Source organism: Terrabacter carboxydivorans, assembly GCF_039532035.1.
Classification (GTDB): domain Bacteria; phylum Actinomycetota; class Actinomycetes; order Actinomycetales; family Dermatophilaceae; genus Terrabacter; species Terrabacter carboxydivorans.
Window position 1 is genome coordinate 16,089 of sequence record NZ_BAAARE010000005.1, and the last position, 26,389, is coordinate 42,477.

The 26,389-nt window shown below is 70.6% G+C and carries 22 protein-coding genes and 1 other annotated feature; of the genes, 6 read left to right on the plus strand and 16 right to left on the minus strand.

Annotated features, from left to right (window positions below; all coding sequences use genetic code 11):
• Window positions 1–48: 48 nt before the first annotated feature.
• From ABD297_RS06595 to ABD297_RS06625, 7 genes are all read right to left on the minus strand, one after another.
• Window positions 49–1,986 carry an ABC transporter ATP-binding protein gene (locus tag ABD297_RS06595; RefSeq protein ID WP_344254039.1) on the minus strand — a complete coding sequence of 646 codons (1,938 nt, stop codon included), beginning with the start codon at window positions 1,984–1,986 and terminating at the stop codon, window positions 49–51.
• A 130-nt stretch (window positions 1,987–2,116) separates the two neighbouring features.
• Window positions 2,117–2,890, minus strand: coding sequence for an enoyl-CoA hydratase/isomerase family protein (locus ABD297_RS06600; RefSeq protein WP_344254040.1), 774 nt, complete (start codon window positions 2,888–2,890; stop codon window positions 2,117–2,119).
• 42 nt (window positions 2,891–2,932) lie between these two features.
• The gene (locus ABD297_RS06605; RefSeq protein ID WP_344254041.1) at window positions 2,933–3,133 is read right to left on the minus strand and encodes a hypothetical protein; all 201 of its coding nucleotides are present in this window, start codon (window positions 3,131–3,133) and stop codon (window positions 2,933–2,935) included.
• Between the two features lie 90 nt (window positions 3,134–3,223).
• On the minus strand, window positions 3,224–3,937 hold the full coding sequence (locus ABD297_RS06610) for a hypothetical protein (protein WP_344254042.1): 714 nt from the start codon (window positions 3,935–3,937) through the stop codon (window positions 3,224–3,226).
• Between the two features lie 38 nt (window positions 3,938–3,975).
• Window positions 3,976–5,574, minus strand: a complete 1,599-nt coding sequence (locus ABD297_RS06615; RefSeq protein ID WP_344254044.1) for an ABC-F family ATP-binding cassette domain-containing protein — start codon at window positions 5,572–5,574, stop codon at window positions 3,976–3,978.
• A gap of 29 nt (window positions 5,575–5,603) precedes the next feature.
• The gene (locus ABD297_RS06620) at window positions 5,604–5,924 is read right to left on the minus strand and encodes a hypothetical protein (RefSeq protein WP_344254045.1); all 321 of its coding nucleotides are present in this window, start codon (window positions 5,922–5,924) and stop codon (window positions 5,604–5,606) included.
• Window positions 5,921–7,036, minus strand: a complete 1,116-nt coding sequence (locus ABD297_RS06625; RefSeq protein WP_344254046.1) for a DNA polymerase III subunit beta family protein — start codon at window positions 7,034–7,036, stop codon at window positions 5,921–5,923. The genes ABD297_RS06620 and ABD297_RS06625 overlap by 4 nt, the downstream gene beginning before the upstream one ends.
• Before the next feature lie 81 nt (window positions 7,037–7,117).
• Between ABD297_RS06625 and ABD297_RS06630 the strand changes: the two genes are divergently transcribed.
• The 4 genes from ABD297_RS06630 (at window position 7,118) to uvrA (ending at window position 14,709) form a co-directional block, all read left to right on the plus strand.
• Window positions 7,118–9,811 carry an MGH1-like glycoside hydrolase domain-containing protein gene (locus tag ABD297_RS06630; protein ID WP_344254047.1) on the plus strand — a complete coding sequence of 898 codons (2,694 nt, stop codon included), beginning with the start codon at window positions 7,118–7,120 and terminating at the stop codon, window positions 9,809–9,811.
• 120 nt (window positions 9,812–9,931) lie between these two features.
• Window positions 9,932–11,050 carry a lipid II:glycine glycyltransferase FemX gene (locus ABD297_RS06635; RefSeq protein ID WP_344254048.1) on the plus strand — a complete coding sequence of 373 codons (1,119 nt, stop codon included), beginning with the start codon at window positions 9,932–9,934 and terminating at the stop codon, window positions 11,048–11,050.
• Window positions 11,051–11,056: 6 nt separating this feature from the next.
• Window positions 11,057–12,073, plus strand: a complete 1,017-nt coding sequence (locus ABD297_RS06640) for an alanine racemase (protein WP_344254049.1) — start codon at window positions 11,057–11,059, stop codon at window positions 12,071–12,073.
• Window positions 12,074–12,204: 131 nt separating this feature from the next.
• Window positions 12,205–14,709 carry an excinuclease ABC subunit UvrA gene (gene uvrA / locus ABD297_RS06645; RefSeq protein ID WP_344254050.1) on the plus strand — a complete coding sequence of 835 codons (2,505 nt, stop codon included), beginning with the start codon at window positions 12,205–12,207 and terminating at the stop codon, window positions 14,707–14,709.
• Here the strand turns inward: uvrA and ABD297_RS06650 are convergent.
• From ABD297_RS06650 to ABD297_RS06665, 4 genes are all read right to left on the minus strand, one after another.
• Window positions 14,703–15,602, minus strand: coding sequence for a universal stress protein (locus ABD297_RS06650; RefSeq protein ID WP_344254051.1), 900 nt, complete (start codon window positions 15,600–15,602; stop codon window positions 14,703–14,705). The genes uvrA and ABD297_RS06650 overlap by 7 nt on opposite strands.
• Before the next feature lie 3 nt (window positions 15,603–15,605).
• Window positions 15,606–17,423, minus strand: a complete 1,818-nt coding sequence (locus ABD297_RS06655; protein ID WP_344254052.1) for an amino acid permease — start codon at window positions 17,421–17,423, stop codon at window positions 15,606–15,608.
• A gap of 351 nt (window positions 17,424–17,774) precedes the next feature.
• Window positions 17,775–18,359 carry a dihydrofolate reductase family protein gene (locus tag ABD297_RS06660; protein ID WP_344254053.1) on the minus strand — a complete coding sequence of 195 codons (585 nt, stop codon included), beginning with the start codon at window positions 18,357–18,359 and terminating at the stop codon, window positions 17,775–17,777.
• A 208-nt stretch (window positions 18,360–18,567) separates the two neighbouring features.
• Window positions 18,568–19,185, minus strand: coding sequence for a maleylpyruvate isomerase family mycothiol-dependent enzyme (locus tag ABD297_RS06665; RefSeq protein WP_344254054.1), 618 nt, complete (start codon window positions 19,183–19,185; stop codon window positions 18,568–18,570).
• Between the two features lie 413 nt (window positions 19,186–19,598).
• On the opposite strand from ABD297_RS06665, the gene ABD297_RS06670 reads away from it, so the two are divergent.
• The gene (locus ABD297_RS06670; protein WP_344254055.1) at window positions 19,599–20,069 is read left to right on the plus strand and encodes a UPF0158 family protein; all 471 of its coding nucleotides are present in this window, start codon (window positions 19,599–19,601) and stop codon (window positions 20,067–20,069) included.
• A gap of 313 nt (window positions 20,070–20,382) precedes the next feature.
• Window positions 20,383–21,659, plus strand: a protein-coding gene (locus ABD297_RS06675) for an IS3 family transposase (protein WP_344254056.1) whose coding sequence is annotated in 2 segments (ribosomal slippage) — window positions 20,383–20,671 and window positions 20,671–21,659 — 1,278 coding nt in all. Because the reading frame shifts where the segments join, the coding sequence is not laid out codon by codon here.
• Window positions 20,661–20,816, plus strand: a sequence feature (AL1L pseudoknot). (Overlaps the previous gene by 156 nt.)
• 45 nt (window positions 21,660–21,704) lie before the next feature.
• Here ABD297_RS06675 and ABD297_RS06680 read toward each other — a convergent pair.
• The 5 genes from ABD297_RS06680 to ABD297_RS06700 form a co-directional block, all read right to left on the minus strand.
• Complete coding sequence (locus tag ABD297_RS06680; RefSeq protein ID WP_344254057.1) at window positions 21,705–21,890, minus strand: hypothetical protein; 186 nt, start codon at window positions 21,888–21,890, stop codon at window positions 21,705–21,707.
• Window positions 21,891–22,238: 348 nt separating this feature from the next.
• Complete coding sequence (locus ABD297_RS06685) at window positions 22,239–23,021, minus strand: alpha/beta fold hydrolase (RefSeq protein WP_344254058.1); 783 nt, start codon at window positions 23,019–23,021, stop codon at window positions 22,239–22,241.
• A 103-nt stretch (window positions 23,022–23,124) separates the two neighbouring features.
• Window positions 23,125–23,442, minus strand: coding sequence for a hypothetical protein (locus ABD297_RS06690; protein ID WP_344254059.1), 318 nt, complete (start codon window positions 23,440–23,442; stop codon window positions 23,125–23,127).
• Window positions 23,443–23,778: 336 nt separating this feature from the next.
• Window positions 23,779–25,089, minus strand: coding sequence for a C4-dicarboxylate transporter DctA (gene dctA, locus ABD297_RS06695; RefSeq protein ID WP_344254060.1), 1,311 nt, complete (start codon window positions 25,087–25,089; stop codon window positions 23,779–23,781).
• Window positions 25,090–25,152: 63 nt separating this feature from the next.
• Window positions 25,153–26,286, minus strand: a complete 1,134-nt coding sequence (locus tag ABD297_RS06700) for a PrpF domain-containing protein (protein WP_344254061.1) — start codon at window positions 26,284–26,286, stop codon at window positions 25,153–25,155.
• Between the last annotated feature and the right edge of the window lie 103 nt (window positions 26,287–26,389).

Here is a 26,389-nt window from a genome sequence, read left to right on the forward strand (position 1 = left end):
CCCCCGAGGGGCTGCCCAGAACGTGTCGCTGTCGTCGACCGCTCCGGCTCAGACGCGTCCGAGCAGCTCGCTGTCCTCCGTGGCCTCGTCGGCCTCGTCCGTCGCGTCGACCACTCGGTCGTCCAGGCGCTCGGCGCGCTCGACGGCCTTCTCGTCGAACTGGGTCGCGTGCAGGTCGGCGTACAGCCCTCCGGCAGCGAGCAGCTCGGCGTGGCGGCCGGTCTCGACGACACGACCGTGCTCGAGCACGACGATGAGGTCGGCCTGACGGATCGTCGAGAGACGGTGCGCGATGACGATGGAGGTGCGGCCCTCGAGGGCGGCGTCGAGGGCACGCTGCACCTTCACCTCCGACTCGGAGTCGAGGTGGGCGGTCGCCTCGTCGAGCACGACGACGTCGGGTGCCTTGAGCAACAGGCGGGCGATCGCGAGCCGCTGCTTCTCGCCGCCGCTGAGGCGGTGGCCGCGGTCGCCGACCACGGTGTCGAGGCCCTCGGGCAGCTCGGCGACGAGGTCGCTGATCTGCGCCGCCTGCAGGGCCGCGTGGATCTCGGCGTCCGTCGCGTCGGGCCGGGCGTAGAGCAGGTTGGCGCGGATCGTGTCGTGGAAGAGGTGCGCCTCCTGCGTGACGACCCCGACCCGGTCGCGCAGGGACGTCATCGTGACGTCGCGCAGGTCGAGACCGCCGACGCGCACCGTGCCCTCGCTCGGGTCGTAGAGCCGCGAGACGAGCGAGGTGAGGGTCGTCTTGCCGGCCCCGGACGGCCCGACGAGTGCGACGAGGTGCCCGGCCGGGGCGTCGACGGTGATGTCGTGCAGCACGACACCGCTGCCGCGCCGGTCGCCTGAGGCCACCGACTCGAGGGAGGCCAGGGAGACCTCGTCGGCCGAGGGGTAGCGGAACGACACGTGGTCGAGCTCGACCCCGAGCGGACCGGCCGGGAGGGAGACGGCGCCGGGCCGCTCCTTGACGAGCGGCTGGAGGTCGAGCACCTCGAAGACGCGCTCGAAGGAGATGAGCGCCGTCATGATGTCGACGCGGACGTTGGACAGCGACGTCAGCGGTCCGTAGAGCCGGGCCAGCAGCGCCGCGAGGGCGAGCAGGGTGCCGACCGAGAGCGTGCCGTTGACGGCCATGACACCGCCGAAGCCGTAGACCATCGCCGTCGCGAGCGCCGCGACGAGCGTCAGCGCCGCCATGAAGATGGTGCGGTTGAGCGCGATCTGGATGCCGATGTCACGCACCCGGCCGGCACGCTCGGCGTACTCGGCCTCCTCGCGGGCCGGCTGCCCGAAGAGCTTGACGAGCAGCGCGCCGGCGACGTTGAAGCGCTCGGTCATGCGGGTGCCCATGTCGGCGTTGAGCGTCATCTGGCGGTGGGCCAGGCTCGCCAGCCGCTTGCCCATGAGCTTGGCCGGCACGAGGAACAGCGGGACGAGCAGCAGCGAGCCGAGCGTCAGCTGCCAGGACAGGGCGAGCATCGCCCCGACGACGAGCACGACCGAGACGACGTTGGACACCACGTTGGACAGCACCGACGTAAACGCCTGCTGCGCCCCCACGACGTCGTTGTTGAGGCGGGAGACGAGCGAACCGGTCTGGGCTCGCGTGAAGAACGCGATGGGCTGACGCAGCACGTGCCCGAACACCTGGGTGCGCAGGTCGTTGATGAGGCCCTCGCCGATGCGCGAGGAGTACCACCGCGACACGACGGTCAGGCCGGCGTCGACGACGGCGATGGCGGCGACCACGAGCGAGAGACGCACGACGACCGACGAGTCCTTGGGGATGACGCCGTCGTCGACGAGGCTCTTGAGCAGCAGGGGCACGGTGACCACGAGCACCGAGTCGAGGACCACGACCGCGAGGAAGGTGACGATGGCCCGGCGGTAGGGCCGGGCATAGGTGAGGACCCGACGCCGGGTGCCCGGCGACAGGCTCCGCTCGGCCACTGACGAGTCGCGCGACATCGATCGCATCGCCATCCACGGCTGCATGCCCAAGGTGAGACCTCCTGTAGTCCCTTGATCCAACCGCGAGGGACCGACAGCGATTCCCCGAGGCCTGGGGAACCCGGGGGTGCGCCTGCCGCAGACCCCTGCCGTCGCGGGCCGGTCAGTCGCCGGGGCGCCCCAGCATGGTCTGGAGCAGACCTGTCTGGGCCTCACGCTCGCGAGCGAGCTGGGCACCCCGGTCGGCGTCGACCGCGCCCCTCAGCAGCGGCTTGAGGGCGCGCAGCGCCGCGGCCGGCGCAGCGAGCAGGGCGTCCACGAGCGAGCCCGTCGCCTCGTCGAGGTCCGCGGCCGGTGCGAGGGAGCCCACGAGTCCGATGCTCTGCGCCTCCGGGGCCGAGACCTTGCGTCCCGTCGCGCAGATCTCCAGGGCGCGGGCGTAACCGACGAGGTGGACGAGCGGACCGGTGCCGGCGAGGTCGGGCACGAGCCCGAGGCTCGTCTCACGCATCGCGAACCACGCGTCGAGCGCCGCCACCCGGAGGTCCGCGGCGAGGGCGAGCTGGAAGCCGGCGCCGATGGCGTAGCCGTGGACCTGTGCGACGACGACGGCCGGACACTCGCCCCACGCGGTGAAGCCCTCCTGGTAGGCCGCGATGCCGCGCTGGATATCCTCCGCCCCTCCGGCCGCGAGCTGGGCCACGCTCTCCTCCCCCGGCACCCCCTCGGGAGTGAACATGGCGGTGTCGATCCCGGCGGAGAAGGCGTCACCGGCCCCCTTGAGGATCACGACGCGTACGTCCTCGGGGACAGCCCGGGCCTCCTCGGCGAGCGCGGCCCAGAGGGAGGGTGTCTGCGCGTTGCGCTTCTCCGGGTGGTCGAGCGTGAGGGTGCGGACGGGCCCGTCGGTCTCGACGAGGAGGTGCGGATGCGTCATGCCCGCAGGCTACCCGCGGGTCACCGGGTCGTCCCGTGGGACTCAGGCGGCTGCCGACACTCCCGCCGGGGTGGGCAGGACGACCCGCAGGACGCCCCACCCGCTGACCGAGGCCGGCTGCACCAGCTCGACGCGGAAGACCCGGGCACAGTCCAGGCACGACCACGCGGAGGTGGGGTCGGGGAACGGCGTCACGTCGTCGCCCGCGCAGAACGGGCAGCTGAGGTGGTGGTCGGTGGGCATGTCGTCGAGTGTCCCGACCGGGACACCTGAAAGCAATAACCCTCCATTATGTGGATAGACACCTTTGATTATGAATGCCGTGCTCTTCCGTCACTGCCCCAGGGCGCCGATCGCGCGCGCGACGACGAGGAGCGAGGTCAGCAGGGCCGCCGTGGCCTCGAGGCCCATGAGCGCCTTGGCACGCCCGGTCAGGGGCATCGTGTCGGTGGGGCTGAAGGCACTCGAGTTGGTCAGCGACACGTAGAGGTAGTCGATGAACTCGGGGCGCCAGTTGCTGCGCACGCTCGACGTGGCCGAGACCTCGAGCACCGCGTCCTGGTTCTCGTCCTGGGAGAAGCGCCAGTCGGCCGTCGGCATCCGGTCGCGGGCGACCGTGTGGCGCGCGACCGGGCCACCCCGGTCGATCTCCCAGAACAGCAGGCCGAAACCGATGACGTTCGTGAGCCACACCTGCATGCCGGCCAGCAGCAGGGGCATCCCGTCCGGCTTGCCGGAGGTCAGCGCGCGCACGAGCATCGCGAGCGCGACGAGGTTGGTGGCGATGACGAGGCAGGCCAGCGTGATCGACGTGCCACGCGACCAGCGGGTCTGGCGGACCAGGCGGCGGGGGTTGGTGACGAGCAGCGCCCCGAGCAGCACGAGCTCGACGGCGGGGATGGCCAGGCGGGGTCCCACGAGCAGGCTGTCGGGCAGGACGGCATACGCCAGGGCGGCGACGACGACGGCGAGCGCGGGCCACAGGCGGTTCTCCCCCGCGCCCGAGCGGGTCTCGTGCCGGCTTCTCCGCGGCCTGCTGCCTGCCATGGCGTCAACGTACCCACCCGGAGGCGGCTCCACGGGGCTCAGGCGAGGGAGATGAGGTCCTTGTAGTCGGGGCCCCACAGGTCCTCGACGCCGTCGGGCAGGAGCAGGATGCGCTCGGGCTCGAGCGCGTCGACGGCCCCCTCGTCGTGGGTCACGAGCACCACGGCACCCTCGTAGGTCTTGAGCGCGCCGAGGATCTCCTCGCGCGAGGCCGGGTCGAGGTTGTTGGTGGGCTCGTCGAGCAGCAGGACGTTGGCCGCCGACACGACGAGCAGCGCCAGCGATAGCCGCGTCTTCTCGCCACCGGACAGCACGCCCGCCGGCTTCTGCACGTCGTCACCGGAGAAGAGGAACGAGCCGAGCACCTTGCGCACCTCGGTCTCGCCGAGCTCGGGCGCCGCCGACTTCATGTTCTCGAGGACCGAGCGGGTCACGTCGAGGTTCTCGTGCTCCTGGGCGTAGTAGCCGAGCCGCAGGCCGTGGCCCGGCTCGACCTCACCCGTGTCGGGGGTGTCGACGCCGGCGAGCATCCGCAGCAGGGTCGTCTTGCCGGCGCCGTTGAGCCCGAGCACGACGACCTTGCTGCCGCGGTCGATGGCGAGGTCGACGTCGGTGAAGACCTCGAGCGAGCCGTAGGAGCGGGACAGGCCGGAGGCGCGCAGCGGCGTCTTGCCGCAGGCGGCCGGCTTGGGGAAGCGCAGCTTGGCGACCTTGTCCTGGACCCGCTCGCCCTCGACCCCGGCGAGGAGGCGCTCGGCTCGCTTGGCCATGTTCTGGGCGGCCGTCGCCTTGGTGGCCTTGGCGCGCATCTTGTCGGCCTGGGCGAGCAGGGCGCCGGCCTTCTTCTGGGCGTTCTGCAGCTCGCGGCGGCGGCGCTTCTCGTCGGTCTCGCGCGACTGGAGGTAGGTCTTCCAGTTGACGTTGTAGACGTCGAGCGCCGAGCGGTTGGCGTCGAGGTGGTAGACCTTGTTGACGACGGCGTCGAGCATCTCGGCGTCGTGGCTGATGATGATGAGCCCGCCCTTGTAGGCGCGGAGGTACTCCCTCAGCCAGACGATCGAGTCGGCGTCGAGGTGGTTGGTCGGCTCGTCGAGGAGCAGGGTCTCGTTGCCGGAGAAGAGGATCCGCGAGAGCTCGACCCTACGGCGCTGACCACCGGAGAGCGTCTTGAGCGGTTGGCCGAGAATGCGCTCGTCGAGGCCGAGCGCGCTCGCGATCGAGGCGGCCTCCGACTCGGCGGCGTAGCCGCCCTGCGCCTCGAACTCGGTCTCGAGCCGGGCGTACTTGCGCATCGCCTTGTCGCGGACCTTCTCGTCGTCGCTGCCCATCCGGGTCTCGGCCTCGGACCGCTCGCGGACGATGGTGTCGAGGCCGCGCGCCGACAGGATGCGGTCGCGGGCGAGGATCTCGAGGTCGCCGGTGCGCGGGTCCTGCGGGAGGTAGCCGACGGCACCGGTGCGGGTCACCGTGCCCGCGGCGGGCTGGCCCTCGCCGGCGAGCACCTTGGTCAGGGTCGTCTTGCCGGCACCGTTGCGGCCGACGAGGCCGATGCGGTCGCCGGAGTCGATCCTGAAGCTGGCGTCCTCGACGAGCAGGCGCGCTCCCGCACGCAGCTCGATCCCGGTGGCGACGATCACGGCATTCCTCCTATCGGTGCCGCACTACGTCAGCGGCCGGACAACCCCACCAGTCTAGGAGCCGCGGAGGGGTGCTCTCGACGCGATATCGCCTGGGCGGCCTCGTGGCACTGCGCGCAGTCGCACGTGCGGGACGCGTGCGTCGTGCCCGTGTTGCGCTGGGTGCCCGGCTCCCACAACGGCTCGCGAATGCCGTGTGGCGAGCTGAACGTCGGCAGCAGGGTCGGTGCGGGGTCGGGGTCAGCGGTCCCGGCGCGGCAGCACCGGCACGGCGTGTAGCCGCCGTTGCCGCCCTGGTGCCACGCGGTCTGGTGCGTGCACCCGCCGCAGAGGTGGACGAGCACGCTCACGGCCGCAGGCCGTCCGGCGCCACCGGCATGAGCACGGAGAAGCCGGCGCCGTCGCCGCGGATGGCGAGGGGCCGGTGCGGGCCGTCGAGCACGAGGGTCGGCCGGGCCCCGGCGACGGCGAGCGCCTCGTGGAGGAACGTCGGGTCGACGAGCACGTCGGCGACGGCCGCGTCGTCCGGCGCGGCGAGCTGCACGCGGCCGTCCAGGACGACGAGGCCCACCGACTCCGTCCCGAGCGGCAGCTGCGACCGCAGTCCTCCGGCGTCGGCAGCGCCCCGGTCGGGACCGCCACCGACGACCGCCCGGTAGTCCGGGAACGACCCCGGCACCACGGCGGTCGCGAACAGCTCGCCACCCACGCGCGCACCGAGCTGGCCGGCGTCCACGTCGAGCACCACCTCGGTGTCGGCAGCACAGGCCCGGCACGCGGCCGCGACACGGTCGGCCCAGTCCACGGGGACGACGGCCGCGAGCCGGTCGCCCACCGGCACCGAGGAGGCGATCACCCGGGATCCCACGACCGGAGCCCAGCCGACCGCGAGCCGGTAGCGGTCCGAGGCGACACAGCGCACCTCGCCGTCGCCCACCTCGACGAGCATCCCGGTCAGCACGCTGAGGTCCGGGCCGCCGGGGGCACCGGCGACCGGCTCCCCCGGTGCCACCGCGAAGCGGACCGCCCCGATCGCCGCTGCGAGCTCACCGGCCCGCACGCCGACCCGCCGCGACGCGCCGACGGCGCCGTCCCGCTCTGCGAGCAGGGCCAGAGTGCGGCGGATCTCCGCCCGCGCGTCGGCGAGACCGTCGACGAGCCGCTGCTCGTGCGCGGCGACGACGTCGGCGGCAGCGCCCGACGCACCGCGGGCGTCCTCGTCGAGCACGAGCGCGACCTCGGCGAGCGGCATGCCGACCCGGCGCAGCGACGCGAGGAGACGGGCCGCCCTGACCTGCGACACGGCATACCTCCGGTAGCCCGTCAGGGCGTCGACGTCGGCGGGCACGAGCACGCCCTCACGGTCGTAGAAGCGCAGGGCGCTCGCGGTCAGCCCGCTGCGGCGGGCGACCTCTCCGATGGTCAGCAGGCGGTCCGGCTCGGACGGGGCGGGGTCAGGCATGGGGAGAAGACTGGGCCCTCGACCGGGTCGAAGGTCAAGACCCGTAACGACGTCGACACATCGATGCAGCACCATGTCCCCATGAACAGCCCCCTCCCCCCGGGTGAACCGCTCGGTGCTGAGCACGCGCGGCTCCTCGACTCCCCCGGCCACGACGCCCCGTGGCGCCTCTGGGGGCCCTACCTCTCGGGCCGGCAGTGGGGCACGGTCCGCGAGGACTACTCGGCCGAGGGCAACGCGTGGTCCGAGTTCCCCTTCGACCAGGCCGTCTCGCGCGCCTACCGGTGGGGCGAGGACGGGCTCGGCGGCATCAGCGACCGGTTCGGCTTCCTCAACTTCTCGGTGGCCCTGTGGAACGGCAGGGACCCGATCCTCAAGGAGCGCCTCTTCGGGCTGACCAACGAGGAGGGCAACCACGGCGAGGACGCCAAGGAGTACTGGTGGGCCCTCGACGGCACGCCGACCCACTCGTGGATGCAGTGGCTCTACCGCTACCCGCAAGCCGAGTTCCCCTACGAGCAGCTGCGCCGCGAGAACCGCGAGCGCACCCGTGACGAGAGGGAGTTCGAGCTCGGCGACACCGGCATCCTCGACGCCAACGAGTTCTTCGACGTCACGATGACGTATGCCAAGGCCGGCCCCGACGACATGTGCATCCGCATCTCGGCGACCAACCACGGCCCGGCCGCCGCACCGCTGCACGTCCTGCCGACCGTGTGGCTGCGCAACACGTGGAGCTGGGGCGTCGACGACCGCGTCACCGAGCTGCGCGAGATCCGCCGCAACGGCCGGCCGCCCCGCGGCTACCGGGCCGCCGAGGTGAGCCACGGCTTCCTCGGCCGCTACGTCCTCGCCGCGTCCGGCGCGCCGACGGCACTCTTCTGCGACAACGAGACCAACGCCCGGGCCGTCTTCGGCGAGGCGGCCCACGCCGGGCACTCGCTCTACCCGAAGGACTCGATCAACCAGCGCGTCGTCCACGGCCGCCGGCACGCGGTCAACCCCGGTGGCTACGGCAGCAAGTGCTCGTTCTGGTACCGCTGGGACTCCGTCGAGCCCGGCGAGACCGTGAGCGTCGACCTGCGGCTCGCCCCGGGCGACCCGTCGCTCGAGTGGTTCGGCGAGCCGTTCGAGGAGGTGCTCGGCGCCCGCGCGGCCGAGGCCGACGAGTTCTACGGCCACGTCATCGACGCCTCCCTCGACGAGGCGGACCGGCACGTCGCCCGACGGGCGTATGCCGGGCTGCTCTGGGGCAAGCAGCTCTACCGCTACGACGTGCGCCAGTGGATGGAGGGTGACCCGGTGGGGCCCGCCGTCGCCGAGTCGCGCAGACACGGGCGCAACGAGCACTGGAAGCACCTCGCGCTCGCCGACGTCATCTCGATGCCGGACGAGTGGGAGTACCCGTGGTTCGCCGCGTGGGACCTCGCCTTCCACACCATCCCGCTCGCCCACGTCGACCCCGAGTTCGCCAAGGAGCAGCTGCTCCTCATGTGCCGCGAGTGGGCCATGGCCCCCAACGGCCAGCTGCCCGCCTACGAGTGGGAGTTCGGCGACGTCAACCCGCCGGTGCACGCGTGGGCGGCGTGGCACGTCTACCGGATCGACGGCTACCGCGACCGAGAGTTCCTGACCCGGGTCTTCACCAAGCTGCTGCTCAACTTCGCGTGGTGGGTCAACCGCAAGGACGCCAACGGCTCCAACCTCTTCGAGGGCGGCTTCCTCGGGATGGACAACATCGGGCTGTTCAACCGGTCCGCTCCCCTGCCGCCGGGCTTCCGGCTGGAGCAGTCCGACGCGACGAGCTGGATGGCCTTCTACTGCCAGCAGATGCTGAAGATCGCGCTCGAGCTCGCCCGCACCGAGAAGGCCTGGGACGACGTGGCGACGAAGTTTCTCGAGCACTTCCTGTCCATCGCCCAGGCGATGCGCCACTTCGGCTCGAGCGACAAGAGCCTGTGGCACGAGGAGGACGGCTTCTACTACGACGTCCTCGTCCAGCCCGACGGCCGCGCCCCGCACATGCGGGTGCGCTCGATGGTCGGCCTGCTGCCGATCCTCGGCGCCACCGAGATCCCCTCGTGGGTCGTCGACGAGTGCCCCGACGTGACGAGCCGCTTCCAGTGGCTGCAACAGCGCCGCCCCGAGCTCGTCAAGCCGCTCCTGGCCCGCGACGACGGCAAGATGCTGCTGACCCTCGTGCCGCCGAAGCGGCTGCGCCGCATCCTCGAGCGGATGTTCGACTCCGAGGAGTTCCTCTCGCCGTACGGCATCCGCTCGCTGTCGGCGGCGACGCGGCAGGCGGTGACGGCGACGCTCGGCGGCGAGACCGTCTCGATCGAGTACGAGCCCGGCGAGTCGCGCACCGGCATGTTCGGCGGCAACTCCAACTGGCGCGGGCCCGTCTGGTTCCCCACCAACGTGCTGCTCGCCGACAAGCTGCGCACCTACGGCCGCTACTTCGGCGACGACTTCCGCATCGAGATCCCGACCGGCTCCGGCGACTGGCGCACCCTCGACGAGGCCGCCGACGTCATCGACGGTGGCCTCACGGCGCTCTTCCGTCCCGTCGACGGCCGACGCCCCTCCGACGGCAAGCGCATCGAGGCCTCGCCCGACCCGCTGTGGTCGGAGCACCCGACGTTCTCCGAGTTCTTCGACGGAGACACCGGGGAGGGCCTCGGGGCGACGCACCAGACGGGCTGGACCGCCCTCGTCGCACACCTGCTCAACCCGAGACTTCCCCCTGACCCACGCACGATGGGCTGGGCGTGAGCGACACGGCATGCGCGCTCGCGGGGGCGTCGTGGCGTGCTCGCGGCACCCGAGGGCGTATGCCGCGTGGCGGGCGAGGCGTGTCGGGTGACCGGTCACGCTCCGGTAGCGTGAGCCAGCGTGAACTCGCCCATCTCCGTCCGTGACATCAGTGCCGCCGAGCACCTCGCGTGGCTGCGCACCCAGCCGTCGGCGAGCTTCCTGCAGACACCGGCCTGGGCCGACGTCAAGAAGGAGTGGCGCGCCGAGTCGGTCGGCTGGTTCGAGGGCGAGCAGATGGTCGGCGCCGCGCTCGTGCTGCACCGGTCGCTGCCGAGGATCAAGCGGTCGCTCGCCTACGTGCCCGAGGGGCCGTGCATCGACTGGTCCTCGCCGCGGCTCGTCGAGCTCCTCCGCGCCCTGCGTGACCACCTGAGGTCGAAGGGCGCGTTCGCGCTGCGGATCGGGCCGCCCGTGGCCACGCACCGCTGGCGCACCGCGACGATCAAGGCCGCCATCGCCGACCCCGCCGTGCGCCGCTACGACGAGGCGACGCCCGACGTCGTCGAGCCGGTGGGGACGGCCGTCGTGGCGCAGCTGCAGCGGCTGGGGTTCAAGCACCTCAGCCCGGACGACGGCTTCGCCGCCGGGCAGCCGGAGTACGTCTTCCAGGTGCCGCTCGCGGGCCGCACCGAGGCCGACGTGCTCGCCGGCATGAACCAGCTGTGGCGGCGCAACATCAAGAAGACCGTCAAGAACGGCGTCACGGTCCGCGTCGGCGACGTATCGGACCTGCCGGCCTTCCACCGCACCTACGTCGAGACCGCCGAGCGGGACCGCTTCACGCCGCGGGGCCTCGCCTACTTCCAGCAGATGTATGCCGCGCTGTCGGCCGAGGACCCCGAGCGGATCCGCGTCTACCTCGCCGAGCACGAGGGCGACGTCCTCGCGGCGACGGTCTTCATCCGCGTCGGCGAGCACGCCTGGTACTCCTACGGCGCGTCGACCGCGGCCAAGCGCGAGCTGCAGGGGTCGACGGCCATCCAGTGGCGGATGATGCAGGACTCGCTCGCTGCGGGCGCGAGCGTCTACGACCTGCGCGGCATCACCAACACCGTCGACGAGACCAACCCCCACATCGGCCTGATCCGGTTCAAGGTCGGCACCGGCGGCGAGGCCGTGCGACTCGCCGGCGAATGGGACCTGCCGCTGAACCGCTTGCTCTACAAGGCTTTCGACCTCTACATGAAGCGGCGGTGATCGATCGTGTCCTTCGTCCTGCACGTCGACGGTGAGCGCTGGCGCGCCGGTCACGACCGGTTCGTCGCCGACCACCCGGGCATCGTCCCCGTCATCAAGGGCAACGGCTACGGCTTCGGTCGTGACCTGCTCTGTGCCGAGTCCGCACGCTTGGGCGTGCCGATGGTCGCCATCGGCACGTATGTCGAGCTGCCTTCTGCGTTGGAGGCCTTCGGCGGTGACGTGCTCGTCATGGAGCCCTACCGAGCAGCCGTCCACGCCGACCTGCCCGACCTGGCGAACCGGCACGTCGTGCACACCGTGACGACCGAGTCCGACCTCGCGAGCCTGCGCGCCGTGCTCTCCGACGCACGCGTCGTCGTCGAGGGGCTCACGTCGATGAACCGCTACGGGACTCCCGTCAACGACGTCGCCGCCCTGGCGGGAGCCGCGGACGCCGTCGGCGTGACGCTGCACCTGCCGCTCGGGACCGGCCACGTCGAGGAGATCTCACGCTTCATCGCCGCCGTCCCCGGTGAGCTCACGTGGTACGTCTCGCACGTGTCCGCGGCCGAGCTGTCCACTCTCGCAGCGCGATTCCCCGAGCACGAGTTCCGCCCACGCATCGGGACCGACCTCTGGTACGCCGACAAGGGCTCCTACGAGGTGCGTGCCCACGTGCTCGACGTGCGACCCGTGGCCAAGGGCACCCGGGTCGGCTACCGGCAGCGGGCCGTCGCGGCGGGCCACATCGTCGTCGTCAGCGGGGGCACGTCGCACGGCGTCGCGATGGAGAGCCCGTCGTCGGCCGCGACCGCGCGGTCGCGGGCCATCGCCGTCACCGAGGGCGTCCTCGAGGCCGCCCACCGGGTGCGGTCCCCGTTCACCGTCTCGGGCGTCATGCCGCGCTTCGCCGAGCCGCCCCACATGCAGTGCAGCCTGCTGGTGCTGCCCGCCGGTGTCGCTCCGCCGAGGGTGGGCGACGAGGTGCCGGTGCGGATGCGACTGACCACGACGACCCCGGACGCCGTCGTCGTGGCCTGAGCCGGGGACCGGCGAAGACCAGCGCAGCCGAGTCCTCGAGGTCGGGGACGGCATACGCGAGGTGACGACGCTCGTCGGGCCGGAGGCACCCCGATGGTGCTCTCGGGCCCGGGAGCGACTAGACAGGTCAGGTGCAGAGCGAGCCGACCGACCACTTCGTCCACGTCCGCGGCGCCGCGGAGCACAACCTCAAGACCGTGGACGTCGACCTCCCGCGAGATGCGATGGTCGCGTTCACCGGCGTCTCCGGCTCGGGCAAGTCGTCCCTCGCGTTCGGGACGCTCTACGCCGAGGCGCAGCGCCGCTACTTCGAGTCGGTGGCGCCGTATGCGCGCCGCCTGCTCCAGCAGGTCGGTGCGCCGCACGTCCAGGAGCTCACCGGGCTGCCGCCCGCGGTGGCCCTGCAGCAGCGCCGCGGCGCCCCGAGCTCTCGCTCGACCGTCGGCACCCTGACGACGCTGTCGAACCTGCTGCGGATGCTCTACTCCCGCGCCGGCCGCTACCCCGACGGCATGCAGAGACTCGAGGCGGAGGCCTTCTCCCCCAACACCGCAGCCGGCGCCTGCCCCGAGTGCCACGGCCTGGGCGAGGCGCACGACGTCGCGGAGGACCTGCTCGTGCCCGACCCGTCGCTCACGGTCCGCGAGGGAGCCATCGCAGCGTGGCCGGGTGCCTGGCAGGGCAAGAACCTCGTGCGGGTCACCCGGACGGTCGGCATCGACATCGACGTACCGTGGCGCGACCTGCCGAAGAAGGACCGCGACTGGCTGCTCTACACCGACGAGCAGCCGCGAGTGCTCATCGACCGCAAGGGCGAGCCCGACGACTCGACGGGCCGTGACTACTTCGGCACCTTCTGGAGCGCCCGCAAGCACATCCGGCACACGCTGGCCGACACCAAGAGCCAGATGATGCGCGACAAGGCGCTCCGCTTCGTCCGCAGCGTGCGGTGCCCGGCCTGCGGCGGCACGGGCCTGCGCGCGGACGCACTCACCGTGACCTTCCGCGGGCTGAGCATCGCCGAGGCGAACGCGCTGTCGTTCACGGACCTCTCGGCGCACCTGCGGCCGGTCGCCGAGCTCACCGAGGCCGGGGCGGCGACGTCGTCCGCCACCTCGGGCGAGGCGACCGAGGTGGCCGTGCGCCTCAGCGCCGACCTCGTGGAGCGCATCGCGGTGCTGCTCGACCTCGGCCTCGGCTACCTCTCGCTGGGCCGCCGGTCGACGACCCTCTCCCCCGGCGAGGCGCAGCGCCTGCGCATCGCGACGCAGCTGCGCTCCGGGCTCTTCGGCGTCGTCTACGTGCTCGACGAACCGTCGGCGGGCCTGCACCCGGCCGACGCCGAGCCACTCCTCGACGTGCTCGACGCCCTCAAGCGCTCGGGCAACTCGCTCTTCGTCGTCGAGCACGACCTTGACATCGTGCGCCGCGCCGACTGGGTCGTCGACATCGGCCCGGGTGCCGGCGAGCAGGGCGGTCAGGTGCTCTACTCCGGCCCGGTCGAGGGGCTCGAGCACGTCACCGAGTCAGTCACGGGCGCGCACCTCTTCGGCCGCGCCGACGTGATGCAGCCGCACGGTCGCTCGCCGCAGGGGTGGCTGCACCTGCGCGGCGTGAGCCGGCACAACCTCGACGGGCTCTCGGTCGACGTGCCGCTCTGCGTCCTCACCGCCGTCACCGGCGTCTCGGGGTCGGGCAAGTCGACGCTCGTGACGCAGGTGCTCGCCGAGCTCGTGCGCCGCCACCTCGGCCAGGCCCCCGAGGACGCCGAGGAGAGCGAGCTCGAGATAGACGTCGACGACGCGACCGGGCTCGAGTCGTTCGACCGGCTCGTGCGGGTCGACCAGCGCCCGATCGGCCGCACGCCGCGCTCCAACCTCGCGACCTACACCGGCCTCTTCGACGCGGTGCGAAGGTTGTATGCCGCCACGCCCGAGGCGCGTGAGCGCGGTTACGGGCCGGGCCGCTTCTCCTTCAACGTCGCCGAGGGCCGCTGCGAGACCTGCCAGGGTGAGGGGTTCGTGTCGGTCGAGCTGCTCTTCCTCCCGGGCACGTACTCGCCGTGCCCCACGTGCCACGGCGCGCGCTACAACGCCGAGACGCTCGAGATCACCTACGACGGCAAGAGCATCGCCGACGTGCTCGGTCTCACCGTCGACGAGGCGGCCGACTTCCTCGCCGACGTGGCCGCCGCCGCGCGCAGCCTGCTCACGCTGCGCGAGGTCGGCCTCGGCTACCTGCGCCTCGGCCAGCCGGCGACCGAACTGAGCGGCGGCGAGGCGCAACGGATCAAGCTCGCGACCGAGCTGCAGCGGGCCAGGCGGGGCCACGCGCTCTACCTGCTCGACGAGCCGACCTCGGGACTGCACGCCGCCGACGTCGCGCTGCTGCTGCGGCAGCTGCACGCCCTCGTCGACGCCGGCAACACCGTCGTGCTCGTCGAGCACCACCTCGACACGATCGCCAGTGCCGACTGGGTCATCGACCTCGGGCCCGGTGGCGGCGACGAGGGCGGCCGAGTCGTCGCGGCGGGCACGCCCGAGCAGGTGGCCGAGACCGACCGAGGCGCCACCGCGCCGCACCTCGCGAAGCGTCTGGCTGCGAGGGCCGCGGTCCGGGCCGACGCAGGTCAGTGACGACGCGGCGCCGGCTCGAGGTAGACCGGCACGGGTGCCGACCGGACGATCTTCGACGCACGCGACCCGAGGAAGATCCGGGCGGCCGGGGCCGACGAGCTCGGTCCGACGACGAGCAGGTCGCCGTCGGCCCACTCGACGTCCCAGATCGCGTGGGCCCACGAGACGCCGTCGCCGACGACGAGCGACCGGGCCAGCCGCTCACCGAGCCGCCCGGCGTCGATCTCCTTGACCTGCCTGGTGATCGCGTCCTTCATCCGGGTGACCCACCGGTCGATGACGAGCTCGTCGGCGGACTCCTCGACCCCGCCGAAGAAACGTCTGGGCGGCCGCACCGCGAAGGTGACGACGCGGACGGCTGCGCCGAGCGCCTCGGCCAGCCTGGCCCCGGCGACGGCGACGTGACCGCCCTCCTTCGACCCGCCGTAGCCGATGCTGACCCGGCGGATGCGCGCCGACGGACCGGCGCGGTAGCCGAGCGGGGCGAGCAGCACGGGCAGCGGTGCTGAGTGCACGAGCCGGTCGGTGACGCTGCCGAGCGAGATGCGTCCGAGCGGACCCTTGCTGGAGGATCCGATGACGAGTGCGGAGGCCGTGGTGCGAGAGGCGAGCTCGAGCAGACCGCCCGGGATGGACGACGCGCGGACGACCTCGAACGACGCGGCGACACCGGCCGGCATACGCTCCCGGGCGGCGTCGAGCACCCGCTCGGCCCACTCCGTCAGGGGGGCGAGGTAGTCGCCGTCGACGAACTCGGGCGCGCCGGCGGCGTGCGGGGTCGTGATGACGACGGCGACGACCAGGGGGTCACCGGTCGAGCGGGACAGGACGCTGGCGAGCTCGAGGGCGGAGGTGCCGCTGTCACCCTCCGTGTAGGCGACGACGATCGACATGGCTCACACCGCGCCGACGAGCGAGGCCGCCTCGACGTGCGTCACCGGGAGGCCGAGCTCCGCCGCACGGTCGACCACCTCGAACCTCTGCCAGATCGACTCTGCCGCAGGGAGCGTCACGATGACGATCTGGTCGGGGTCGAACTCCTGCACGGCGGCACGGAGGGCCCGGAGCGGCCGTTGGTCGCCGACGGCGCCGGTGGCGTCGAGCTGGTGCGCGGTCAGGGTCTCGAGCGCGCGCTCGAGCCGGCGCTGCGCGGCCTCGGTCGTCGCGTCCTTCACGGAGACGGCGCCGTGGGTCGCGGCGGTGCCGGTCTCGACGGGACTCGCCGGCACGCACACGTAGTAGGTGGCCGCCCCTTGGGCGTCGATGCGCTGCAGCTCGGAGACGAGCTCGTCGGACTCGAGGGTCTGGTTGGCGAGGACGAGCACCCGACGGGCCTCGCCGGTGAGCTCGGGGGCGACGCGGGCAGGCAGGCGCGCGATGCGGGCCCTGTTGATGAAGAAGAGGACCAGCACGATGCCGAACGAGACGAGACTCAGCACGAGCTGGATGCGGACGTCGGCGGTCAGGCCCATCTGGATGAGCACGAGCACGATGCCGAGCGTCGTGATGACCGACAGCGTCGGGAAGAGCCACATCTTCACCTTGAGCGTCGCCGGGTCGGCACGGCGGCGCAGGATGATCTGCGAGATCGCGATGAGCAGGTAGACGAAGAGGATGACGGCGCCGGAGGAGTTGAGCAGGAACGAGAAGACCGTGTCGGGAGAGACCGCCGCCATGATGACGGCGAGGAAGCCGACGACCGACGACGAGAGGATCGCGACCATCGGCACGCCGCGCGAGTTGACCGACACCATCGACGCCGGCGCCTCGCGCCTGGCGGCGAGGACGAAGAGCATGCGCGAGGCCGTGTAGAGGCCGGAGTTGAGGCACGACAGCACGGCCGTCAGCACGACGGCGTTCATGACGTGGTCGGCGTACGGGATGCCCATCTTCTGGAACGCCGCGACGTAGGGAGAGGCCTCGAGCGTCGAGGAGTTCCACGGCAGGATGACCGCGAGCAGGAAGATCGAGCCGACGAAGAAGATCGCGATGCGCGTGATGACGGAGTTGGCGGCCTTGCTCACCGCACGCTCGGGGTCGTTCGACTCGGCGGCCGCGATCGTCGCGATCTCGGCGCCGACCATGGAGAAGATGACCGTGACCACGCCTGCGGTGACGGCGAGTCCGCCGTTCGGGAAGAACCCGCCGTGGGCGGTGAGGTTGCTGAAGTCGAGCTTCGCGTTGGGCCAGATGCCGAAGACGAAGAGGCCGCCGCAGACGAGGAAGACGATGATCGCCCCGACCTTGATGCCGGCGAACCAGAACTCGAACTCGCCGAAGGACGACACCGAGATGAGGTTGGTGCCGGTCATGAGGAGCATGAGCACGAGGCTGAGCGCCCACGTGGGCACGCCGGGCAGCCAGAAGTTGAGGACCTTGGCCCCCGCCACCGCCTCGAAGCCGACGACGATCACCCAGAAGTACCAGTAGAGCCAGCCGACCGAGAAGCCCGCCCAGTCGCCGAGCGCCTTGCGGGAGTAGTCGGCGAACGAGCCCGTCGACGGGTTGGCCACCGCCATCTCGGCGAGCATCCGCATCACCATGATGATGAGCACGCCGCAGAGCGCGTAGGTCAGGAAGGCGCCAGGCCCGGTGGCCTTGATGACGGTGCCCGAGCCGACGAACAGGCCGGCGCCGATCACACCGCCCATCGCGATCATCGTCAGCTGGCGCTGGTTGAGCGCCTTCTTCAGCTCCGGACCGGTGCCAGACATCTCAGGCCTCCTGGCAGGGGATGGACGGGCGGTGGGTCAGCACGTGACGAGACATGAGCTCATCCCTCTCGATCGGCTCGAAAGGGATGAACTCCCCTCCGACGATCCTCCGAAAGTAGTAGCGGCCGGGTCCCCTGTCCACGCGGACTGTCGGGGCGGCGCGGCCCTCGCCCTGCCTGACAAGCACGGCAGCAGATCGGGGCGAACCACGCATCGGGTCGCTCACCGGGCGACGCGGAACCGGACCGTCTCGCCCGCAGAGACGCGTCACCCCGCCGCGAGACGGGCGTCTCTCAACTGTGCCGTGCGCGGACGTTCTCGGTATCCCGCGGCGACGCGCGGCGCGGTCATTTACGCGATGGCGGTCGGTTTGGTGGTTCCAGGCGGCCCGGACAGCACCTTCGGGATGTACTCGAGGAGCTGGATGCGACCATCGAAGGTGCGACTCTCGACCAGGTCGAGGGCCACGTCGGGGTAGCCGTCGTAGATCCAGTCCGTCCCGGTGCTGCCCGTGATGACGGGGAAGATGCCCACGCGAAAACGATCCACCAGGCCAGCCTTGAGCAGAGCACGGCAGAGGGTCAGGCTGCCCAAGGTCGTCAACGGCCGGTTGCCCGAGGCCTTCATCTCACGAACAGCCGCCACCGGGTCGCGGGAAACCAGCTCCGTGCTCGGCCAGGCCAGCGGCTCGATCAAGGTGGTCGAGAAGACGACCTTCGGCCGTCCCGCGAGGACCTCCGTCCCGGGCTCACCCCCGCTGGCCAGCTCAGACATGAGCCGGTAGGTGGTCGCACCCATGAGCACGATGGAGTCGTCCGACTGCTGCTGCAGCCAAGCGAGGTACTCGGGCCCTTCCAGCCCCCACCAGCCGGGCCAGCCCTCGGCGGCCCCGTAGCCGCCGAGTGAGGCGATGAAGTCGACGAGCAGTTCCTGCATGGTGTCCCCTCTGCCAGGTCAGTGAGTGGCGGTCCGGTGCTCGACCGACTTCCAGAGTGCCAACGCGCACCTCGTGGCGCCAGTGACCGCCACCTTCTCCAGGTACCTAGTTGAGTCTTACCGCCGCCTGTCGGTCCGCGACCGAGGCGTGTGTGACGTCCTCAGCACAGCCGGCGGGAGCCGGCGGAAGTCGTCATTCCTGGTGGACTCAGCGAGCGAGTCGTCCGGCGACCACTGCTACTCCGGGACCGTGCAACTCCCCGAGGGCACTCGCCCGACCGGTGATGGCCATCAGGACGGCTTCGGCCGGTCCGGCGACCTCTGGTCCGGAACCATGGCTCCAGTCGAGGTCAGTGGGCTTGAGCCGTACACCTCGGGCAAGGCGTCGTCCCGGCAACTCGGGGCTCAGCAGGGCATCGTGCAGCACACAGCGCAGCCGCTCAGCCGGGATCTGGCGTGGCTTGCCAAGCGGGCGACGGATGTCTTGGTGGTGGATCGTGACATCGAGCAGGGCGAGCCTGCCCCGGAAGGTCGTGGCCAGCCCCGTGGGCCGCAGACGAGCCCTCAGCCTGTCGAGGAGCTGTGCGGTATCCAGCGATGCGAGTTGGTCCACACCCACCTGGTTGATGTCAGTGAACCGGGCCTCTACGGCACGGCGGAGCATGCCCAGCAGACTGAGGTCGTCGAAGCTCATGACGTGCGCGACCACATCCCGTACCCGCCAGCCCTCACACAACGAGTTCACCTGCCACTGCTCGGGCTCAAGGTCCGCCAGGAAGTCGGCAAGGTCGGTTCGCTCGGCCGTGGTCATCTCCAGACCGTTCACCCCCACCAGTCTGCTCCTATCGTCTCGAGAGATGGAAGTTTCGGGCGACGTCCCAGGCCCGCTCAAGTAAGAGCACGTTCGTGGTGCCGTGCGGGCTGCAATTGCATATCCACAGTGAAAGCGCCAGCCTGCCGTCGCGCGGCCAGCTGTCGAAGTTCCAGCAACGGCCCAGGCCCAGACGCCTTCCCAAGGCTCGCGAAAGCGGTTCGGGACAAGCGCTCGACCATGGCCCCAATCGGAGCATCCTTTCCGAGCAGGAACCCACGAGCGCATTGCATCTGATCCGGTGAACGTTTCATGCGAGCCGCATCGCTCGCACTCAGCCGACGCGCGTTTAACCGCCGCGAGTTCGGCGCAGTTGGCTGCGGGGCCTCACGGGCCGACGCGCCCCACGCGAGTTCTACGCTGAGTGGGTGCTCGACCTGGACAGCATCGACGTCGAGGAGATCGCTGCCGCACTGGCGGACCAGGTGGGTTATGACCATCGCTGGCTGATCGATCCGCTCACGGGCGAGGTCGTGTTCTGGACCAGCGACACCGGCATCGACGGTGAGAACCCCGTCGAGGTCGACCAGCTGGACCTCATCGCCGTCGATCCTCTCCCGTCCTACGTCTGGTATCAGGACATGGTCGACTTCGCCGAGGGCATCAGCGACAGGGCCGCTGGACGACGCCTGAGCGCGTCGTTGCAGGGGAAGGGAGCGTTCCGGCGGTTCAAGAACGAGGTGTACGGCCACCACCCCGAGCTGATCTCGGCCTGGCAGGCGATGCGTGATGCCAGGGCCCGAGTCCGGGCGGTCCAGTGGCTGGTGGACGAGGGGCTGGTCGACGACGAAGCCGGCCAGCGGTTCATCAGCGACAACCCGGAGCCTGACCTCCCGTGAACGCCACTGCACCCAGAGGTGGCCATGCGACCCGGCTGGTCGGTGTCCACCGTGAGTCACACCGCCGCGTGGTCCCTTTCATGCCTAACGGAGGGTTCAACGCCCCGGCGCTCCGAGAGTGAGACTGACCGGCTGCAGGGCGTGACCCCCGTGGGGTGTCTGGGTGTCTGAGCGCGGGCCGGGGAGCCGTCGGTGGGATGATCCAAAGGTGACAGCTGACCGCGCCAGCTCCTCGCCGCGGCCCTATGACGTCTGGGACATTGTCCCGTTCCGGGTCTGATGGAGGCTCTCATTCCACGGAAGGATGAGAGTCATGGCAGCACCGAGGAAGTACCCGGAGGAGCTTCGGGAGCGAGCGATCAGGATGGCCGTCGATCTGCGGCGTGACCCAGACACCAAGGCGGGCGCGGTGAAGCGGGTCGGCGACCAGCTCGGGATCAACCCCGACACGTTGCGCAACTGGGTCCAGCAGGCCGAGGTCGACGAGGGCCACCGCCCCGGGGTGACGAGCGCGGAGGCGAAGCGGATCGCCGAGCTCGAGCGGGAGGTCAAGGAGCTGCGCCGGGCGAACGAGATCCTGCGGACGGCGTCCGCGTTTTTCGCGGCGGCGGAGCTCGACCGCAAGCTGAAGTAGGCACCGCTGTGCCGACTGCGGTGCTCGTCGAGTACATCGACGAGCACCGCGACCGGTTCGGGGTCGAGCCGATCTGCACGGTCCTGTCGGGGGCCGGCATGCAGATCGCCCCGAGCACGTACTACGCGGCCAAGAAGCGCGCCCCGTCGGCACGATCGGTGAGTGACGCCGCGACGCTGGCCAAGATCGTGACGATCCACGCCGAGAACTACGGCGTGTACGGCATCCGGAAGGTTCATGCGGAGCTACGCCGACAGGGCCATCCGGTGGCTCGCTGCACGACGCACCGGTTGATGAGATCCGTTGGGCTGCACGGCGTCAGCCGGGCGAAGGGGCCACGCACCACGATCCCGGGCAGCGGACCGGACACCCGCCCGGACCTGGTGCAGCGGGCGTTCACCGCGACGGCACCGGACCAGCTGTGGGTCGCGGACATCACCTACTGCCGCACCTTCGCCGGGTGGGTGTACGCCGCGTTCGTCATCGACGTCTACTCCCGCCGGGTCGTCGGCTGGCAGCTGTCGAAGAACCTGCGCACCGACCTGGCGCTGGACGCCCTCGAGATGGGGTTGTGGGACCGTGCCCGCGCCGGCCAGGACACGACCGGCCTGATTCATCACTCCGACAAGGGAGTTCAATACGTCGCCGTCCGCTACACCCAGCGCCTGGCCGACGCCGGTGCGGTCGCCTCGGTCGGGTCCACCGGTGACTCGTACGACAACGCCCTGGCCGAGGCGTTCAACTCGCTGTTCAAGGCCGAACTGATCCGCAACCGAGGTCCGTGGCGCTCGATCGATGACCTCGAGATCGCCGTCGCGGAGTACATCGACTGGTTCAACCACCGACGCCTCCACGGCGAGATCGGGCTCGTCCCGCCCGTCGAGTTCGAAGACCAGCACTACCGGCAGAATCCCGTGGCGGCTACCGTCGTCGCGTCAGTTCCGAGCCTCCACTAAACCCGGAACGGGACAATGGCCCTCTGAGTCACCTAGCCCGGGCGGTCAGGCCTCGTCCGGCGTCTGGGTGGACTCGTCCCGAGTGCGCTCCGGGTTCTCGGTGCGCTCCTCTGACTCGGCGAGTATCGCGCGGGCCTGCATCTCGGGGTCATCGCTGCCTGCCGCCTGTTCCTCCGGCAAGAGCTCAGCACGCGTCTGAATGTGGTCCTCAGAATGATGTCCTTGGCTCATCGCCCGACGATACCCGCGCACACGCCGTCGATGCGGCGGTCGCCTGTGGGGGCACCGCCCCTGACGGGACACGGTCCGCCTCTGGGAACGGGTTCAGCTTCGCCGGGGAGGTCCGCCTGACGCGGCACCGCCGCAGCTTCCGCCTTGCCGCCACTCGAACGCACGGTCCCGCTGCGTTCCACTCGAGCAAGCAAGGGGTCGCCGGAGGGGTGGCTACCCGCCGCCAGTCGGCGCACCCGAGATTCGGGTCATGGGTTCTCGCGAACGTCGCCGCGATCGCAGCCTGATGCCGCCCCAGCCCTTCCGCACGAGACGAGTGCTGTTGTCGACCGGGTGGAGGCGCGAACCTCAGTCGGTGTTCTCCAAGATCAGTCGGATCGCCTCGTTCGGTGCGTCCCACTGCGGAAAGTGGCCACACCGCTCGAACCAGTGCAGCTCGGCGTCGGGAAACAGCTCCGTGGCACGTGCGGCCTGTTTCGGCAGTGTCACCCGGTCACGCCGCCCCCACCCGATGGTGACCCGGCCAGGCACGGTGCCCACGGGGGCGCCTTGTTGCTTGGGCCCCTTGGTCAGAGCGTCCATCGCGGCGCCAGTCGACGGGGCTTCGGCCAGGCCGACCACGTCCGGCAGGCAGGTCTCACGCGAGAGCGCCCATGGTCGCGCCGACAACTGTGCCAGCAGCAACGTCCGCCCCGCGGGCGTGCCGAGCAGCGAGGGCAACATGCCGCGCAGCGCTCGGACCAGAGTGATCGAAGGCCGCAGCGTGGCGCCGAACACGGCGAGCTCGCGGTCGCTCCAGAAACCGCCCGGGTCCAGCGCCACGGTGTCGCCGCCGACTCCCCGCCGGGCGAGCTCGAGCACGATCCGTCCACCCATCGACTGCCCGGCAGTCGCGACCCCGTCCAAACCCTGTTCACGGATGAAGTCCGCGACGGAGTAGGTCAGGGACGCGATCGAGACCTCGCCCGTCAACGAAGGGGTATCACCGAATCCCGGCAGGTCGACAGCGATGACCTCCCGGCGCTCCGCAAGTTGCTCGATGATCGCGGCCCACGACCGCCATCCCGCGCCCAGACCGTGCACGAGCAACAGCGGCCTGCCGCGTCCCCGTCGAATGTAGTTGAGCGTCATTCCCGCGACGCTATCTCACGCGGATCCCCGCGTTGCCGAGGCAGTCGCGCCCCTGGTGAGCACCGCTCGCATCCACCGCAGCCCACCGCGCTGGCCGGGCGTGTCAGTCAGCAGCTTCGGAGTTGAAGGCGCGTGGTGTCATGACCGCGGCTGGCTCGAACTCGACCGGCGCGGGTTGAGGGCCGTCCATGGTCAGGCCGGCCCGTGACATGGCCTTCGGGAACACGTCGCGGTTGAAGGCATCCAGCTGACCCTTCGACTCCCACACCTCGGTCAGGTCGAAGCCCTGCTCCGTCGGATAGGCGAAGTGCACCAGCAGCCCGTCGCCTCCACCGTCCTCGGACAAGGTGTCGAGGACCGCCTTGTGCATGGCCAGGTAGGCGTCGATGGGCGCCGGGAAGTGGAGCACGTATCCGTACATCGCCAACCTCCATCTCGTCCTTCGATGGGACGGCACAGGTTCGGCACCTGTCAAGCGTCATGACAGGTGAGTGCAAGCTGGGCCACCAGTGGGACTGTCGTCGGTGACGAGGTGTGACGCATCGCCCACGTGCGAGGACTCGCAGCGCACGGCATACCGCCCCGGGCTGCGCCAGGCGAGCGTCGCGGACAGCGCGTCGTCGACGACCGTTCTGTCGGAGAGGCTTGCCGCCCTCGTATGCCATGTGGCCCGGCATGGACGCAAGGACGCCATCGCCCCCGTCCCGCGACCGACGTGTCGCGGGACGGGGGCGTGCGAGCGCACCGCTGGGGCGCCTCAGTGGGTGGGCACGGCGGCCGCCAGCGCCCGCCGCTCGGCCGGCGAGGGGACGAACCCGGAGGACAGCTCGGCCCGCAAGGTCTGGGTGTCCAGGGCTCCCTGCCACCGGGCCACCGCGATGCAGCAGACGATGTTGCAGATGGTGCTCGTCAGGGCGCGGGCCTCGCTCATGAAGCGGTCGATGCCGACGATGAGGGCGACTCCCGCGACGGGCACGTTGGGCATGACGGTGAGGGTGGCGACGAGGGCCACGAACCCGCTGCCGGTGACGCCGGCAGCGCCCTTGGAGGTCAGGAGCATCATGCCGACCATCAGCAGGATCTGGCTCCAGCCCAGGTGGATGTCGCAGGCCTGGGCGATGAACATGGACGCCAGGGTGAGGTAGACGGCCGTGCCCGTGAGGTTGAAGGAGTAGCCGGTCGGTACGACCAGCCCGACCACCCCACGGTCGCAGCCGAGTCGCTCGAGCTTGGCGAGCAGGCGGGGAAGCACCGGCTCGCTGGACGAGGTGGACAGCACGATGAGGATCTCGTCACGGAAGTACTTGAGCACCTGCAGCAGGCTGAAGCCCGTGAACTTCGCGACCGTGCCCAGGCCGACGAGGACGAAGGCGAGGCACGCTGCGTAGAACGCGACGATGAGCATCCCGAGGTTCCCGATGGAGTGGGCCCCGTACTTGCCGACGGTGAACGCCATGGCGCCGAACGCACCGATCGGAGCGACCTTCATGAGGTAGCCGAAGACGACGAAGAGCACCCGGTTGAAGCTGGTGATCACGTCGAGGGCGACCTGGCCGGCGCTCCCGAGCTTGGTGAAGGCGAAGCCGCACAGGGTCGCGATGAGCAGCACCGGCAGGATGGCCCCGTCGGCGAAGGCGCCGACGAAGGTGGTGGGGATGAGCCCGAGGAGGAAGTCGGCGACGCTGTTGTGGCTTGCCTCGGTGGAGTACTTCGCCGTGACGCTCGCGTCGAGGTGGGCCGGGTCGACGTGCATGCCGGTGCCCGGGTGCAGGAGCAGGACCGCGGCGAGCCCGAGCGCGAGGGCCAGGGCCGTGAGGGCGTAGAAGAGGCCGAGCGAGCGTAGGAGGGTGGGGCCGACGCGCTTGACGTCGGACATCGAGGTGATGCCGCTGACGATGGTGCCGAAGACGATCGGGGCGATCATGAACCTGACCAGCTTGACGAACGCGTCGCCCAGCGGCTTGAGGTGGGCGCCCAGATCTGGCCACAAGGCTCCGACGAGGATTCCGAGCGCGACACCGATGAGGACCTGCACGTACAGGTGCCCGAGGATGGTTTTGATCTTCATTGAAAAAACTTCCTGGGTCGGCCCAGCTCTGATGAGAGGGCATGGTCATTGAAGCGGTGTTGCTCACGCCACGGTTCGAGCGACCTCGATGTGGGCGGTGGCGAGCTGACGGGCGGCGCGGTCGAGGACGACTTCCACGACGTTGCCGGCCGGGTCGGTGACGACCTCGGTCGTGACCACGCCTGCCGGCGTGCCGATCCGCAGCCGACGGTCGGGGCCTGATGTCGACTGCCGGGTGAGGCTGTCTGCGACGACCGAACCGGTGACGCCGGCGGCGACAGAGACCGCCACGGCAGAGGTCAGGCCGATAGCGGGATGCGGCGCCAGCATCGAGAGCATCCGCACCCGCAGGTCGTGGCTGTCCTCCGGGAGGACGGTTCCGTCGGAGGCGGTGTAGGTGCCTGCGGGCGCGACGAGGCCGACCTTGGGAATCGCGTTCTGCGGAGGAGCCCCGGGGGGTCGCAGCCCCATGGCCACTCCCGCTGCTGCGCGCACCTCGAGGAGCAGGGGAAGTGCTTCCGTCAGGCTGTCCGTCATCGAGGACAGGTCGACTCCCAGGTCATCCGCCCGGGCGAAGACGGCCGGTGCTCCGGCATCGACCATCGTGGCGGCCAGCGACCGACCTCCGGCCGTGACGGTGAGCCGGTCGGCAGCCGAGCCGGTCGGGAGCAGGCGGCCGGTCGACTGCCCCCACGGCGCCTGGAACGACAGGCGGACCGGGACGCCCGGGGCAGCGCTGCCCGGAACCCGAGCCTGGCCGGACGTCGGGACCCGTCGGAGGGGCGTCGCGATCGTCCCGGTGAGAACCGCGCCGGTGTTGAGGTTGCGCATCGTGACGCGGGTGGCCATCTCCCCGGCGGGCACGATGCCGGCCTGCACGGCATACAGGGCGATGGCCGTGGCGCAGTTGCCGCAGTTGGACCCAAGCTCCACGGCGGTGTCACCGATGCCCACCTGCGCGAAGAGGTACTCGAGGTCCGCCGGACCGTCCGGCGTCGCGGTGACGATGGCGGCCTTCGAGGTCGTCGAGGTGCCACCGCCGACCCCGTCGAGCTGACGCGCGTCGGCAGCGCCGAACGCATCGGCCAGCAGCTGGAGCATCTCCTCGTGGGTGCTCGCGTGGCGGGCGACGTCGTCGGCATCGAAGAGCCAGCACTTGCTCGTCCCGCCCCGATACCAGTGACCGCGAAGCTGCACGGTCGCCTCCTCTCTCAGAGGGGCCCGCATCGGCCCCACTCCGCCAACGATCCCGATCCAGAGGCTTCAGCACAATCAGAGAAAAGTTGAGGAGTATCGACTT